General features: G+C 71.7%; 8 protein-coding genes. 3 read left to right on the top strand and 5 right to left on the bottom strand.

Features of this window, described 5'->3' with window-relative positions; all coding sequences use genetic code 11:
- Window positions 1-227: 227 nt before the first annotated feature.
- Entirely contained in the window at window positions 228-2,168 is a 1,941-nt protein-coding gene (locus tag QNO09_RS13205; protein ID WP_283970323.1) for an acyl-CoA dehydrogenase family protein, read from the bottom strand.
- Window positions 2,169-2,516: 348 nt separating this feature from the next.
- On the opposite strand from QNO09_RS13205, the gene QNO09_RS13200 reads away from it, so the two are divergent.
- The 3 genes from QNO09_RS13200 to QNO09_RS13190 all read left to right on the top strand — a co-directional run bounded on the left by QNO09_RS13200 (window position 2,517) and on the right by QNO09_RS13190 (window position 6,963).
- Entirely contained in the window at window positions 2,517-3,530 is a 1,014-nt protein-coding gene (locus QNO09_RS13200; protein ID WP_283970365.1) for a LacI family DNA-binding transcriptional regulator, read from the top strand.
- A 94-nt stretch (window positions 3,531-3,624) separates the two neighbouring features.
- The gene (locus QNO09_RS13195; protein WP_283970322.1) at window positions 3,625-5,667 is read left to right on the top strand and encodes a glycoside hydrolase family 31 protein; all 2,043 of its coding nucleotides are present in this window, start codon (window positions 3,625-3,627) and stop codon (window positions 5,665-5,667) included.
- 108 nt (window positions 5,668-5,775) lie between these two features.
- Window positions 5,776-6,963 carry a sulfotransferase family protein gene (locus tag QNO09_RS13190; RefSeq protein WP_283970321.1) on the top strand — a complete coding sequence of 396 codons (1,188 nt, stop codon included), beginning with the start codon at window positions 5,776-5,778 and terminating at the stop codon, window positions 6,961-6,963.
- 34 nt (window positions 6,964-6,997) lie between these two features.
- On the opposite strand, the gene QNO09_RS13185 is transcribed toward QNO09_RS13190, so the two are convergent.
- Genes QNO09_RS13185 through QNO09_RS13170 form a run of 4 tightly spaced genes read right to left on the bottom strand, consistent with a single transcriptional unit; the run spans window position 6,998 to window position 14,123 of the window.
- Window positions 6,998-7,711, bottom strand: a complete 714-nt coding sequence (locus QNO09_RS13185) for a glycoside hydrolase family 12 protein (protein WP_283970320.1) — start codon at window positions 7,709-7,711, stop codon at window positions 6,998-7,000.
- Window positions 7,712-7,750: 39 nt separating this feature from the next.
- Window positions 7,751-9,943: a glycosyl hydrolase family 95 catalytic domain-containing protein gene (locus QNO09_RS13180; RefSeq protein ID WP_283970319.1), complete on the bottom strand. Its 2,193-nt coding sequence runs from the start codon at window positions 9,941-9,943 to the stop codon at window positions 7,751-7,753.
- Complete coding sequence (locus tag QNO09_RS13175) at window positions 9,940-11,904, bottom strand: beta-galactosidase (RefSeq protein ID WP_283970318.1); 1,965 nt, start codon at window positions 11,902-11,904, stop codon at window positions 9,940-9,942. Before QNO09_RS13175 ends, QNO09_RS13180 begins: the two co-directional genes overlap by 4 nt.
- Window positions 11,904-14,123, bottom strand: coding sequence for a 1,4-beta-glucanase (locus QNO09_RS13170; RefSeq protein ID WP_283970317.1), 2,220 nt, complete (start codon window positions 14,121-14,123; stop codon window positions 11,904-11,906). The genes QNO09_RS13175 and QNO09_RS13170 overlap by 1 nt, the downstream gene beginning before the upstream one ends.
- Window positions 14,124-14,190: the final 67 nt, after the last annotated feature.

The raw sequence follows: 14,190 nt of genomic DNA, 5'->3' as shown, positions 1-14,190 counted from the left end.
CCGTGCCGGGCGCTGTCCCGTGTGCGGGAGGTACTCGGGTCGGCGCCCGGTGCGGCGAGAGTGCGTGCGGGGCGTCGCAGGGCGGACGGGGCTTGCGGCCCGTGCCCTGAGGGGGCTGGACTGTCGCTCATTGCTCCATTGTCGCCGTAAGGGCCGTGTGTGAGGACAGCGCATCCCCTCCACGGGGGCGCGCGCCATATCTGCGCACGCCCCTGTGAAGGCCGGGGTCAGCGGATCGGCCGGTGGACGTTCTCCTTCTGCGACGGCCCCGGTGTCGCGTCCGCGATCCAGGGGCCCTCGCCCGACGGGTCGACGATGCCCTGCTCCAGCCACTCGTAGGTGCCGGACAGGACGCCCTTGACGACCTTGCGGTCGAGGTCGTCGGTGTTGGTCCACAGGCGGGTGAAGAGCTCCTCGACACGGATCCTGGCCTGGCGGCAGAAGACGTCGGCGAGCTGGTAGGCCTCACGGCCGTGGTCGCCCTGGCCGCGCAGGAGTTCGGCCCGGACGCAGGAGGCGCTCATGGCGAACAGTTCGGCGCCGATGTCGACGATCCGGCCGAGGAAGCCCTGCTTGGACTCCATCCGGCCCTGCCAGCGGGACATGGCGTAGAAGGTGGAGCGGGCCAGTTTGCGGGCGGTGCGCTCGACGTAGCGCAGGTGACCGGAGAGGTCCACCTCGTGTTTGAACTCGCCGTAGGAGGCCGGCAGCTGGCCCGGTCCGGCGACCAGCTTCGGCAGCCACTTGGCGTAGAAGACGCCCGCGTTCGCACCCGCCCTGGCCTTGTCGCCGAGGGACTTCTCGGGGTCGATCAGGTCGCCGGCGACCGAGAGGTGGGCGTCGACGGCCTCGCGCGCGATCAGCAGGTGCATGATCTCGGTGGAGCCCTCGAAGATGCGGTTGATGCGCAGGTCGCGCAGGACTTGCTCGGCGGGGACGCCGCGCTCGCCGCGGGCCCGGAGGGAATCGGCCGTCTCGAAGCCCCGGCCGCCGCGGATCTGGACGAGTTCGTCGGCCATCGTCCAGGCCATCTCGGAGGCGTACAGCTTGGCGAGGGCGCCTTCGATGCGGATGTCGTTGCGGTCCTCGTCGGCCATCTGCGAGGCCAGGTCCGTCACGGCCTCCAGGGCGAACGTGGTGGCCGCGATGAAGGAGATCTTGGAGCCGACCGCCTCGTGGTGCGCGACCGGCTTGCCCCACTGCTCGCGGGCCGCCGACCACTCCCGGGCGATCTTCAGGCACCACTTGCCGGCCGCGACGCAAGAGGCCGGCAGTGAGAGCCGCCCGGTGTTGAGGGTGGTCAGGGCGATCTTCAGGCCCTGACCCTCCTCGCCGACGCGGTTGGCGGCGGGGACGCGGACCTGGTGGAAGCGGGTGACGCCGTTCTCGATGCCGCGCAGGCCCATGAAGGCGTTGCGGTTCTCGACGGTGACACCCGGCGAGTTCGTCTCGACGACGAAGGCGGTGATGCCGCCGCGGTGGCCCTCGCTCTTCGGGACCCGGGCCATGACGACCAGCAGGTCGGCGACGACGCCGTTGGTGGTCCACAGTTTCACGCCGTCGAGGACGTAGTCGTCGCCGTCGGGCACGGCGGTGGTGGCGAGGCGGGCCGGGTCGGAGCCGACGTCGGGCTCGGTAAGCAGGAAGGCGCTGATGTCCGTGCGGGCGCAGCGGGGCAGGAAGCGCTCCCGCTGCTCCTGGGTGCCGAACAGTTTCAGGGGCTGGGGCACGCCGATCGACTGGTGCGCGGAGAGCAGCACGCCGATCGCGGGGCTCGCGGAGCCGGCCAGGGCGAGTGCCTTGTTGTAGTACACCTGTCCGAGGCCGAGCCCGCCGTACTTGGTGTCGATCTTCATGCCGAAGGCGCCGAGCTCCTTCAGCCCGTCGATCACCTCGTCGGGGATCCGGGCCTCGCGCTCGATGAGGGCCCCGTCGACCTTCGTCTCGACGAAGTCGCGGAGCTTGGCGAGGAACTCCTCGCCGCGCTGGGCCGCCTCGTCGCCCGGCAGGGGGTGGGGGTGGATGAGGTCCAGCCGGAAGCGGCCGAGGAACAGCTCCTTGGCGAAGCTGGGCTTGCGCCAGTGCTGTTCCCGGGCGGCCTCCGCCACCTCGCGGGCCTCCCGCTCGGTGACGGCGGGACGGGAAGAGGGAGTGGTGGAAGCGGACATGAGGGGCACCTCGCCGCAACTAGAAGATGGAGGACCGTTTCGTTACCGACCAGTGCTACTGGATCGTTGGTACCCGAATCCGGACGCTCCCACCAGTCCTCGCGCGTCCGTTCAGCCGAAGGGGGTGGAGTGCTCGCGCCCCTTGTCGCGCGCCTGACGACGGTGTTGCATCGAGGTGTCGTCCCGGCGGCGGTTCCCGGTCCTGAGAGCGCTCCGGGAAATCCGCATCGAAGCGCTTCGACAGGCTATGGACACCCACCCGTGCTGGAGCTACTGTCGAACCACCCCCACCCACCTTTGTCAACAATGCGCACTGTCGAAGCGCTTCACAAGAGCTTGGAGAGCTGGATGGTCACCCTCGCCGAGGTCGCCCAGCACGCCGGAGTCTCGGCGAGCACGGTGAGCTATGTCCTCAGCGGCAAGCGGTCCATCTCCGCGAACACCCGGCAGCGGGTCGAGCGGAGCATCCGCGAGCTTGGGTACCACCCGAACGCCGGGGCCCGCGCCCTGGCCAGCAGCAAGTCGAACATCATCGCGCTGATGGTCCCGCTGCGCAGGGACATGTACGTGCCCGTGATGATGGAGATCGCCATCGCGGTGGCGACCTCCGCCCGCGCCCACGGGTACGACGTGCTGCTGCTCACCGGCGAGGAGGGCCCCGACGCGGTACGCCGGGTGGCGGGCAGCGGGCTCGCCGACGGCATGATCCTGATGGACGTCGAACTCGACGACGAGCGGCTGCCGCTGCTGCGGGCGACGGACCAGCCGTCCGTGCTGATCGGGCTGCCCGCCGACACCTCCGGCCTGACCTGCGTCGATCTTGACTTCAGGGCGACCGGCGCACTGTGCGTGGAGCACCTCGCCAAGCAGGGGCACCAGGACATCGCTGTCATTGGGGAGGCCCCGGCCGTCTACGAGCGGCACACCGGCTTCGCCGAACGCACCCTCGACGGACTCAGGTCGCGTTCCCGGGAGCTGGGCGTGCGCTTGCTGCACCGGCCGTGCGAGGGCGGGTACGACGCGATGGCGACCACACTCGCCCGGATCCTCGACGAACGCCCGGACACCTCGGGGCTCATCGTGCAGAACGAGTCGGCGGTCGAGCCGCTGCTCGCGCTGCTGCGGCAGCAGGGCCGGGCCGTGCCCGAGGACGTGTCGGTGGTCGCGATCTGCCCCGACCAGGTCGCGACGCAGGCCTCGGTGCGGCTCACGTCGGTCGCCATCCCCGCCCAGGAGATGGGCCGGCACGCCGTGGACCACCTGGTCGCCAAGCTCGACGGGCGCGGCAGCGACGAGGTCGTGCTGATCGCACCCGAGCTGACGGTACGAGGGAGCACCGGACCGGCGCCGAGCCGGCCGTAGGCCCCCCTTCTCCCCGGCCGTCGTCACCATCGCCCTCCTCTCGGGCACCCCCATGTCTGCACTCCTCCAGGAGCACAGGAGCACAGGAGCACGCGTGAATCAGCATGCCGAAACCCCGCCCCAGGTGAGCCTGGCGCAGTCCTCCCCCACCGTCGGTACCTTCCGCGAGCGGGACGGCGCGCTGGAGTGGAGCGGCCGCCAGGAAACCCTCCGGATCGAGCCGTGGGGCCCGGACGCCGTCCGGGTGCGTGCCCGGCTCGGCGGCCCCGTCCTCGACGGACTCCCGGGCGCCCTGCTCGACGAGGCTCCCGCGACACCGGCCTCGGTGAAGATCGAGGACGGCCGGGGGCTGCTGGCCGTCGGCGCGCTCACCGTCGAGGTGAGCGCGGAGGGCCTGATCCGGTTCCTGCGGACGGAGGACTCCGGCGAGCTCCTCGCCGAGGACCGCGCCCACTTCTGGTGGCCCGGCTCCCGCCTCTACACGGCCGTCGGCAACGGCCACCACCGCCTGGAGCAGCGCTTCGCCGCCTACGACGACGAGAAGCTGTACGGCCTCGGCCAGCACCAGCACGGGCGCCTCGACCAGAAGGGCCTGGTCCTGGACCTGATCCAGCGCAACGCCGAGGTCGGCATCCCGGTGCTGACCTCCAGCCGCGGCTACACCCTGCTGTGGAACAACCCGGCGATCGGCCGCGTGGAGCTGGCGCACAACGGCACCCGGTGGGTCGCCGACTCGGCCCGGCAGATCGACTACTGGATCACGGCGGGCGATCCGGCCGACGGACAGCGCCGCTACAGCGCGGTGACCGGCCGCAGCCCGATGCTGCCGGAGTGGGCGGCGGGCTTCTGGCAGTGCAAGCTGCGCTACCGCACCCAGGACGAACTGATGGCGGTGGCCCGGGAGTACAAGCGGCGCGGCCTGCCCATCTCGGCGATCGTCTGCGACTTCTTCCACTGGACGCACCTGGGCGACTGGAAGTTCGACCCGAAGGAGTGGCCGGACCCGGCGGCCATGGTGCGCGAGCTGGAGGAGCTCGGCATCAAGCTGGTGGTGAGCGTGTGGCCGTCGGTGTCGCCGCTGAGCGAGAACCACCCGGTCCTGGAGCAGCGCGGCTGGTTCATCGGCACCCAGTACGGGCCGATGGCGCACGCCGACTGGCCCGACAAGGAGGTCGCCTCCACGGTCCAGGTGGCCTTCTACGACGCCACCAACCCGGAGGCCCGGGAGTTCGTGTGGTCGAGGGTGAAGGAGAACTACCTCGACCCGTACGGCATCACGGCGTTCTGGCTGGACGCCTGCGAGCCGGAGCTGAAGCCGGGGTTCCAGGAGAACCTGCGCTACTGGGCGGGACCGGGCCTGGAGGTCGGCAACATCTACCCGGCCGAGAACGCCCGTACGTTCTACGAGGGCCTCGTCGCCACCGGCGAGGAGGAGGTCGTCAGCCTCAACCGCTCGGCCTGGGCGGGCAGTCAGCGCTACGGTGCCGCCCTGTGGTCCGGTGACATCGGCACGGACTTCCCGACCCTGCGCCGCCAGATCGCGGCCGGCCTCAACACGGCCCTGTCGGGCATCCCGTGGTGGAACACCGACATCGGCGGCTTCCACGGCGGCGACCCGGACGACCCGGCCTACCGGGAGGTGATGGTCCGCTGGTTCCAGTTCGGCGCGCTGTCCCCGCTGATGCGCCTGCACGGCTTCCGCGACCCGGGCATGCCGCTGGGCCCGGAGATGACCGGCGGCCCCAACGAGGTGTGGTCCTACGGCGAGGAGGCCGGGGCGATCCTGGAGCGGTACCTGCGGCTGCGGGAGCGGCTGAAGCCGTATGTGCTGGAGGTCATGCGGGCGGCCCACGAGGAGGGCCTGCCGGTGATGCGGCCGCTGTTCCTGGAGTTCCCGGACGACCCGGCGACCTGGTCGGTCGACGACTCCTACCTGTTCGGCCCGGACCTGCTGGTGGCCCCGGTGCTGACGGCCGGAGCCACCGCCCGTACCGCGTACCTGCCGGCCGGGGCCGGCTGGACGGACGCGTGGACGGGTGAGACGTACGAGGGCGGCCGGGCCGTGACGGTCGACGCCCCGCTGGACCGCATCCCGTTGTTCCTGCGGGACGGGGCGCGGCTGCCTGTAGCGGAGTAGCCGTGTCGGAAGGGGCGGCCGGATCGATGGAGGTCTTCCGGCCACCCCTTCCGCTGTTCGGCCGACTTGTGTCCACCGCACTCGATCTCGACGGGCTAGGTTTCCTGCGTGTCCTCGTCTCCCCTCGCCCTCACCCTCGCCAATGCGCTGCTGCGGCCCGCCTTCGGCTCCCGCCGTGACCCCGGCCGGATCTTCGACCGCATCGTGGTGGAGACCGGGGAGGCGCCCGGTGACCGGGAGTTCGTCGACGACTTCCGGGCCCTGCTGGGCTGGTGGGCGAAGGCCGGGAACCTGACACCGGTCGGCTGGCAGGCCGCACAGACGCACGTCCGGCGGCACCTGGCCAACCGGGCCCGGGTGCGGCGGCTGATCGCCGAGCACCCGGAGATCGAACGGGAGCCGATAGAAAAGCCGGTGTTCGTCGTGGGACTGCCCCGCACCGCGACCACCGTCACGCACTCGGTGCTGTCGATATCGGACCGGCACCGGTGTCCCCTGCTGTGGGAACTGCTCGCTCCGGACCTGGAGTTGCCGTCCCGGCAGCGGCGCAAGGCGGTCACGGCCGGGCGCCGGATGGTGCAGGGCACGGACCTCTTCGCACCCCGCTTCCGCGACATCCACGCGATGGCCGCCGAGGGGCCCGAGGAGTGCACGTTCGCCCTGCCGCACGCCCTGATGCCGTTCTCCCAGGCCCGCATCCCGCAGTACCGGCAGTGGCACTGCGCGCGGGACTTCACCGCCGACTACCGGTACCTCAAGCAGGTCTACCAGGTGCTCCAGTTCGGCCGTCCGCGGCGGCGCTGGATGCTGAAGTCCCCCATGCACCTGGAGAACCTGGAGGCGCTGCGCACGGTCTTCCCGGACGCCACGATCGTGTGGTGCCACCGCGACCCGGTCACCGTCATGGCGTCCTTCTGCTCCCTGATCGAGCACGGCATGGCCGTCAGCACCCGCCCCGTCGACCTGCCGGGCATCGGCGCCACCTGGCTGGACCTGCTGAGCCGCGCCATGAACCGCGGCCTCGCGGCCCGGGCCACCCTCCCCGCGGAGCAGCTGGTCGACGCCCCGTACTCCTGGCTCGGCTCCGACCCCGCCACCGGCGCGCCGAAGCTCTACGCGGCCGTCGGCGCCCCCTGGACCGAGGCCGACGCGGCCCGTCTCCCGGCCGCTGTCGCCCGTCCCCGGGGCACCCGCAAGCACACCTACGACCTGTCCCGCTACGGCCTGTCCCGGACGGACGTCGAGTCGGCGTTCGCGGAGTACAACGCGCTGCGGGCCGAGGTCGACCGTGCCTGAACGGCACGGCCGGCCCCGGCCCCGGCGACCTGGATCAGCTGCTGCTGACCGTCAGGTTGTTGGTGGTGAAGTTCAGACCGCCGGACGACGAGGTGATCTCGTAGCCGAACTGCACGTCACCGATGGTCTCGTTGCCCATCCACTTCTTGGTGTCCTTGATCCACTTCAGGATGGGCAGCATGTTGACGCTGCCCGAGTTGGAGTCGGACGTCCGCAGGAACGAGAAGACCTCGTTGTGGCCGTTGCTGCCCTTGTAGACGTTCCACGTGTGGCCGCCGAGGGTGACCCTGCCCTGGGAGGTGCCGATCGGGCCGACGGCGCCGTTGTAGTTCATCCAGAGCATGATCTCGTAGTCGTAGTCGGTGTCCCAGATGTCGTACGACGTGTTGTACGCGCCGGACGACGGGACGCTGACGTTGTAGTTGCTGGTGAGTGAGGAGAGGGAGGTGATCGTCTTGTTGATCACCTTCTTGGAGTTGGGGTAGGACTTGATGCCGCCGGTGTTGGGGTGGTCGGCCCACGCGCCCCAGTTGGTACCGGAGTTGGCCCAGATGCACTGGCTGCCGGCGCCGGAGCCCCAGATGTTGTTGTAGAGCGTGTAGCCGTTCAGGCTCGTGTTGCCCCACTGGTCGCAGGAGTTCCAGACGGCGGCGGAGGCGGGGGCGGAGGCGAGGCCGATGGTGGCCCCCAGCGCGAGGGCCGGGGCCAGCAGGACCTTGCTGATCCTGCTCAGTGTGCGTGTTGCCATGGTGTCCCTTCCATGGGTGGGGGGGGAACTGCGGGGGGATTACCGCGCCCTCACGGTGAGGACGTGGTCTTCTCCGGCGACGAGGTCGAGGGGCTCGGCACCGGAGGAAGTCCTGAGTTCGACGCGGACGGTACGGCTCGGCCGGAGAGCGGCGGTCACCCGGCCGTCCGGGCTCCAGGTGAGGTCCAGCTCGGCACCGAACCGCGTGCGCACTCCGCACAGCGCGCCGCCGGGGTACGCCGCCGGCAGCGCGGGGAGCAGCACCAGCCGGCCGGGGGTCGACTGCACGAACATCTCGATCAGCACGGCGGGCAGGGTGTGCGCCGCGTCGGCGTTGTAGACGTCGCGGCCGGGGTAGTGCGCGCTCATCAGGGAGGCATGGAAGAAGTCGCCGTCCAGGACCTGGCCGAGGGCGTGGGCGACGCGGCCCGCGTCCCGGAGCCGGGCCGCGACGAGGGCGTGGTGGAGGTGGCCGTGCGCGGAGTCGTTCTCGGCGCCGCGCAGTTCCAGGGCGCGGTGCGCGGCGGCCGCGAGTCCGGGGGTGTCGTGGGGGGTGATCTCGTCGAGCGGCCAGACGCCGTAGAGGTGGCTGAGGTGGCGGTGGTCGTAGGAGTCCTCGAGGCCGGGCCAGGCCCATTCGGCCAAGGCTCCGTCCTCGTTGATCCGGTGCGGTGGCAGTCGGTCGGCGAGGGCGTTCCAGCGGTCGGCGTCGGGGCCCGGGTGGTAGGCGGCGGCGGTGCGCAGGGCGTGGCGGGCCGCGGAGAGGTCCATGGCGGCGTTGAGGGTGCCCCAGCTCGCGTTGGCGGGACGGTTCTCGGGTGAGTAGGACGGGACGACGACGAGGTGGCCGTTGTCGTCCGTCCTGGTGAGGAAGTCCTCGTAGAACCGGGCGACTTCGGCGAGTGCGGCGGCGGTGCGCGGGTCGCGGGTGCCGTACGTCTCGTCGTGGTCGACGAGCGGCTTGAGCAGCCAGTCGGCGCCCGCGGTCCACAGGTGCAGCGGGTACTCGCGGTTGTAGTGGTAGGAGTGACCGGACTCGCCGTCGGTGTGGGCGGGGGCGACCACGCCCCGGGTGCCGAAGACGGCGCGGGCGTTGTCGCGCCAGTCGGGGAGCTGGCGGGCGATCAGGTTCGCGTGGGCCTCGGTGACCTCGGGGAGGGCGGCGGCAGCGGCGGAGGCCGTCTGGAGGTTGAGGTTGGCGTCATTGGTGAACGCGCCCGACCAGGCGGTGTTCCAGTCGCCGGTCCACAGTCCGGTCAGGCGGGGCGGGAAGAGGCCGCTCGCGGAGAGCAGGTGGTAGCGGCCGGCGGCGAAGAGGCGCTCCAGCAGGGCGGTACTGCGCGGCTGCTTGAGCAACTCCGATCCGGGAAGGGCCCGTTCGGCCGGACTGGCGGCCAGGTCGAGGGTGACGCGCTCGTAGGCGGTGCGGTGCAGGGCGGTGTGGCGGTCGAGGAGCTCGTCGTACTCACCGGTCTGGTCGCGCAGGGCACGGCCCTCGGCGACCACGTCCAGTTCGCCGGTGTGCCGGTGCACCCGGGTCAGCAGCAGCACGGACTGCGCGCCCACGATGTGCACGCCCGGGGGCACGAGGGTGGTGGTGCCGCCGGTCACGGTGACCTGGGTGACGCCGGTGCAGGCCTGGTCGCTGTCCGGGTAGCGGGCGCGCAGGCTGAGCAGGGCGCCCTCGGGGGTGAGGACGGCTCCGTGGCCGATGCCCAGACGGGCGGGGGCGCCGGGCAGCCGTGGGTCGAGGCCGATGCCGAGGGTGAGGGCGGGTCCGACGACGTGCTGGACGATCACGTCGTCGGCGCGGGAGACGAAGACGCGGCTGGTCCAGCCCGCGCAGGTCGCGCTCACCTCGCCGGTGGTGAAGTCGACGTCCCTGCGGTAGTCGTGGGTGGTGTCCGCGACGCGGTCCAGCCGGACCTGGAAGGCGGGGTGGAAGGGCTGTACCCACTGGTGCGGGCGGCCGTCCGTGAAGTCCTCGGCGGCGGTCGTGTCGCCCGCGAGGAGGCGGTCCTGGAGGGCGGACAGCCGACCGGCGAGCTCGGGTGGGCGGGGGTCCCCGCCGTTGGGCCGCACCAGGGTGTGATGCGTGACGACGACCCGCTCGGCGTGCGGGTCGCCGAACACCAGGGCGCCGTGCCGGCCGTTGCCGCTGAGGAATGCGTCCTCCCAGCGGGCGGCCGGGTGCGGCTCCCAGGTGCCGTGGACGGGGGCGGAGGCGGTCATGGCCCGAGTACCGCCGCCCCGTAGCGGCCCAGGGTGATCCGGTCGGTGACATCGGTCCCGGTCAGCAGGTCCCGGTGGGTGCCGGGCACCTCGACGGTCACCGGCTCGCGGCCGTGGTTGAGCACGAACAGCACCTCGCCCCGGCGTACGGCCTCGACCTGCTCGGGGAGGCCGTCGAGCACCGGCCGGATGCCCGCGTCACCGGCGATCCGGGCCAGCAGATCGCGCAGGGCCTCGGGCTCGGGGAGCGTGGAGACGTACCAGGCCCGGCCCTTGCGCAGGACGGCGGGCATGCCGTCCAGTTCGCCGCCCTTGTAGCAGGTCGTGCCGTCGGGGTCGGCGGGCTCGATCTCCTCGGACCACAGCGTGCCCCGGAAGCCCTCGCACGCCACGGTCTCCCCCGCGTCCAGCGGCCACCACTCGTGCAGCGTGCGGATGCCGAGCAGCTCCCGCAGCCGGGCGTCCATGCCGCCGGTGCGCACCCGGTCGTCCTCGTCGGCGACACCGGTGAGGAACCCGCAGACCAGCGTGCCGCCCTGCCGTACGTAGGCGAGGAGGTTGTCGATCGCCGCGTCGGTGAGCGCGTACAGCTGCGGCACCACGACCACCGGGTACGGCGTCAGGTCGTGCTCGGGGTGGGCGAAGTCGGTGGTGAGGTGCGCCTGCCACAGGGCCCGGTGCCAGGCGCGCAGGACGTCCGGGTACTCCACCTGGCTGGACAGGCGGCCGTCCTGGGCACCGGCCCACCAGGCGTGCCAGTCGTGCAGCACGGCGATGCCGGCGGTGAGGTGCCGGCCGGTCACCTCGGGGGCGATCCGCGCCAGGTCCGCGCCGAGCTGCTTGACCTCCTGGTACGTCCGGCCCTCCTCCCCGGCGTGGCTGACCATGCCGGAGTGGAACTTCTCCGCGCCCTGCCGGGACTGCCGCCACTGGAAGTAGCAGACGGCGTCGGCGCCCCGGGCCACGGCCTGCAGGGACCACAGCCGGTTGAGGCCGCGCGGCTTGGGGTGGTTCACGCCCCGCCAGTTGACCGGCCCGGCGGCCTGCTCCATGAGCATCCACGGTCCCCGGGCCTGGGAGCGGGTCATGTCCTGGACCAGAGCGCCGTTCTGGGCGCCGAGCGGGTCGCGCGGGTCCGGGTAGAGGTCGACGGAGACGACGTCCTCCTCCTCCGCCCAGCGCCACGCGTCCTGCCCGAACCACAGCGGCATGAAGTTGCTGGTGACCGGCAGGTGCGGGGTGTGGCGGCGGACGATGTCCCGCTCGGCGGTGTAGCACTCCAGGAGCATGTCGGAGGTGAAGCGCCGGAAGTCCAGGACCTGACCGGGGTTGCGCATGTAGTGCGGCAGGCGAGGCGGCAGGATGCCGTCCCAGGTGTCGTAGCCCTGGCTCCAGAAGGCGGTGCCCCAGGCCTCGTTGAGGGCGTCGAGCGTGCCGTACTTCTCCCGCAGCCAGCGGCGGAAGGCGGCCGCGGCCTCGTCGCCGTAGTCGAAGGTGCAGTACTCGTTGTTGATGTGCCACATGGTGAGGGCCGGGTGGCCGCCGTAGCGGGCGGCCAGGTCCTCGGTGATGGCGGCGGCGTAGCGCCGGTAGGTGGCGCTGGAGTGCGAGAAGTGCTGCCGGCCGCCCCACCACTCGGTGCGGCCCTCCTCGGTGACCGGCAGGGTGTCGGGGTGCAGCCGGCCCATCCAGGGCGGGGGCGCGGAGGTCGGGGTGGCGAGGACGACGCCGATGCCGTTGTCGTGCATCAGGTCCATCAGCGTGTCCAGCCAGCCGAATTCCCGTGCGCCCGGTTCCGGTTCCAGCGTCGACCAGGAGAAGACACCGAGGGTGACCGAGTTGACGCCGGCGGCCTGCATCAGCCGGACGTCCTCGTGCCAGGTCTCCTCGGGCCACTGCTCCGGGTTGTAGTCGCCCCCGAAGAGGAGACGGCCCCGGGCGGCGTCACGCAGGTCGGGCATCAGGCGGGCTCCCCGTACTGGACGCCACGCCCGTTGGTGGCGACGTAGACCCGGCCGTGGACACGCGGGTCGCCGGTGATGGCCGCGCCGATCCAGCCCCACTGGTGCTGGTCGTCGTTGACCCGCACCCAGGTCTTCGCCTCGTCGTCGGAGCGGTACACGGCCGTGATGGTCTCGGTCGAGCCGACCATGTAGACCGCCGGGTAGGAGGCGCCCCGGGCGGCCTTGCCGAAACCGAGGGCGTACGAGGACCGGCAGCTGCCGACCTTGGTGAAGGTCGCGCCACCGTCGGTGGAGCGGTACAGCCCGTTCCCCTTGAGGCTCAGCCACAGGTCTCCGGACCGTCCGGGCGCCGCGGCCAGCTGGAACTCGGTGTCGCCCGAGTTCAGGCCGGTGGCCCGGGCGGTGAAGGTCCGGCCGCCGTCGGTGCTGGCGTGGAGGGTGCCGGTGGTGGTGTCGAAGGCGTAGAAGCGCTTCGGATCGACCGGGTCCGCGACCGGGGCGGCGCCCTTCGGGTAGGAGGTGACCTCGGTCCAGGTGGCGCCGTTGTCCGCCGAGCGGTGGGCCGGGTACCTGGTGCCGTCCCAGTGCGAGAAGGACCACAGCAGCACGCTGCCGTCGGCGTTGGCGGCGATCGGCCCCGGCGCGTCCTTGGCGATGGCGGGCTGTGCCTTGAAGGGCGCCCAGGTCTTGCCGCCGTCGTTCGAGTAGGCGCCGTTGCCGCGGTCGCCCCAGCCGGACCGGACGACGTACGCCGGCTTGGCCGCGGCCTGGGCGAGTCCCGTCGCCGAGCCGAACACCGGGTTCGACGCCATGCCGCGCGAGGGCGATGCCGTGAGCGACTCGTGGTACATCACGCCGATGTCCCCGTTCCCGCTGATCAGATGTGCCTCCCCGGTCGGAGGCGAGATCAGCTGGCGCACGGACGTCTCCTCCAGTCCACGGATCTGCGGGGCCCAGTTCCTCAGGTCCCGCGTGCCGTAGAGAGTCGCGCCGGTGCCGTAGACGATGTGCCGCGAGTCGTAGGGGTCGAGGCCGACGGCCTGGATCCACCAGCCGAACTTGGGCTTGTCGGCGCCGAACGTGAGGAACGGCGTCTCGGAGACGTCGAGGACGGCCGTGTCCTTCAGGGACGTCCAGGTGCGGCCGCCGTCGGTGCTCCGGTACAGGGTGTCGATCAGCGACCAGCGGTTGTTGGTGGAGACGACGAGCGTGCCGGGCCGACGGGCGTCGACGGCGACACCGCCGTAGCCGAAGGAGTCGGTCCCGCCGTCGCTCGTCGGCCCGCCGGGCTTGACCGGAGTGACCTCGGTCCACTTCCCGTTCGTCGTCCGCAGTTTGTGCACACTGCCGTCGGACTGCCCGTTCGGGCCGGGAGCGTTGGCGTACGTCACGTACAGCTCGCGCGTGTGCCGGTCGTACGCGGCCCGCACCGGGACCTTGGCGGCGGTGCCCTCGGGCTGCCCGGGGACGGCCTTCCAGGTGGTGCCGTCGGAGGTTCGGTAGAGGTTCGCGGAGGTACCGTCGGAGTCGCCCCAGCCGGCGTAGACGGTGCGGCCCGCGGCGACGAGGAGCGTGATGCCCTGGCCGGTGGCGCTCGGCGCGGCCGGGAAGCTCGCGGCCTGCCACGTGGCCCCTCGGTCGGTCGACTTGAGCAGCCCGTCGTGGCGGGTGCCGAGCCACAGGGTGTCGCTGTTGCACGGGTCGACGAGCAGCCGCTCACCGCACCCGCGCCCGTCCTCGTTGGCCCCGAGCTTCACCGTGAGGTCGGTGCGCTTCCAGGTGGCGCCCCGGTCCTCGGACCGCAGCACCGCCCCGTTGCCGGCCCAGGACTGCGCGTACGTACCCAGAGCGAGGTACAGCCGGTTCGGATGGGCCGGATCGACGGCCATGGCCTCCACACCGAGCAGGTTCCAGTCGTCCCAGCCGATGTGGTCGGTCAGCGGGATCCACCGGTCGGTCCGGTCGTCCCAGCGGTAGGCACCGCCGATGTCGGTCCGGGCGTAGGCGAGACCGCGGACCGAGGGGTGGAAGAGGACACCGGTGACGAAGCCGGTGCCGCCCATGACCGCGGTGCGCCAGCGGTAGGCGGAGGTGGCGGCGCCGGGCGCGCTCTCGGCGGCGTACGAGCGCGCCGGGAGGAACGGGACGCTGGTGAGCGCGGCCGCGGCCGCGGTCCCGGCGAGAACGGCTCGTCTGCTGAGGGGGGACGTGCACATGACATACCTCGTTGTTCTCGGAAGGGGGAGAGTGAAGCGTGCTGAGGGGCGTGGCTGTTCCGCAGGC

This window comes from Streptomyces sp. 378 (assembly GCF_030124145.1).
In the GTDB taxonomy this organism is placed as follows: Bacteria; Actinomycetota; Actinomycetes; order Streptomycetales; family Streptomycetaceae; genus Streptomyces.
Note: the sequence above shows the minus strand (reverse complement) of the source record. Positions and strands in the feature narration are given on the sequence as shown.

Coding starts and splice junctions, on each gene's coding strand:
- QNO09_RS13205 (WP_283970323.1), bottom strand. CDS start 2,168: ATGTCCGCTTCCACCACTCCCTCTTCCCGTCCCGCCGTCACCGAGCGG.
- QNO09_RS13175 (WP_283970318.1), bottom strand. CDS start 11,904: ATGCCCGACCTGCGTGACGCCGCCCGGGGCCGTCTCCTCTTCGGGGGC.
- QNO09_RS13185 (WP_283970320.1), bottom strand. CDS start 7,711: ATGGCAACACGCACACTGAGCAGGATCAGCAAGGTCCTGCTGGCCCCG.
- QNO09_RS13200 (WP_283970365.1), top strand. CDS start 2,517: ATGGTCACCCTCGCCGAGGTCGCCCAGCACGCCGGAGTCTCGGCGAGC.
- QNO09_RS13170 (WP_283970317.1), bottom strand. CDS start 14,123: ATGTGCACGTCCCCCCTCAGCAGACGAGCCGTTCTCGCCGGGACCGCG.
- QNO09_RS13180 (WP_283970319.1), bottom strand. CDS start 9,943: ATGACCGCCTCCGCCCCCGTCCACGGCACCTGGGAGCCGCACCCGGCC.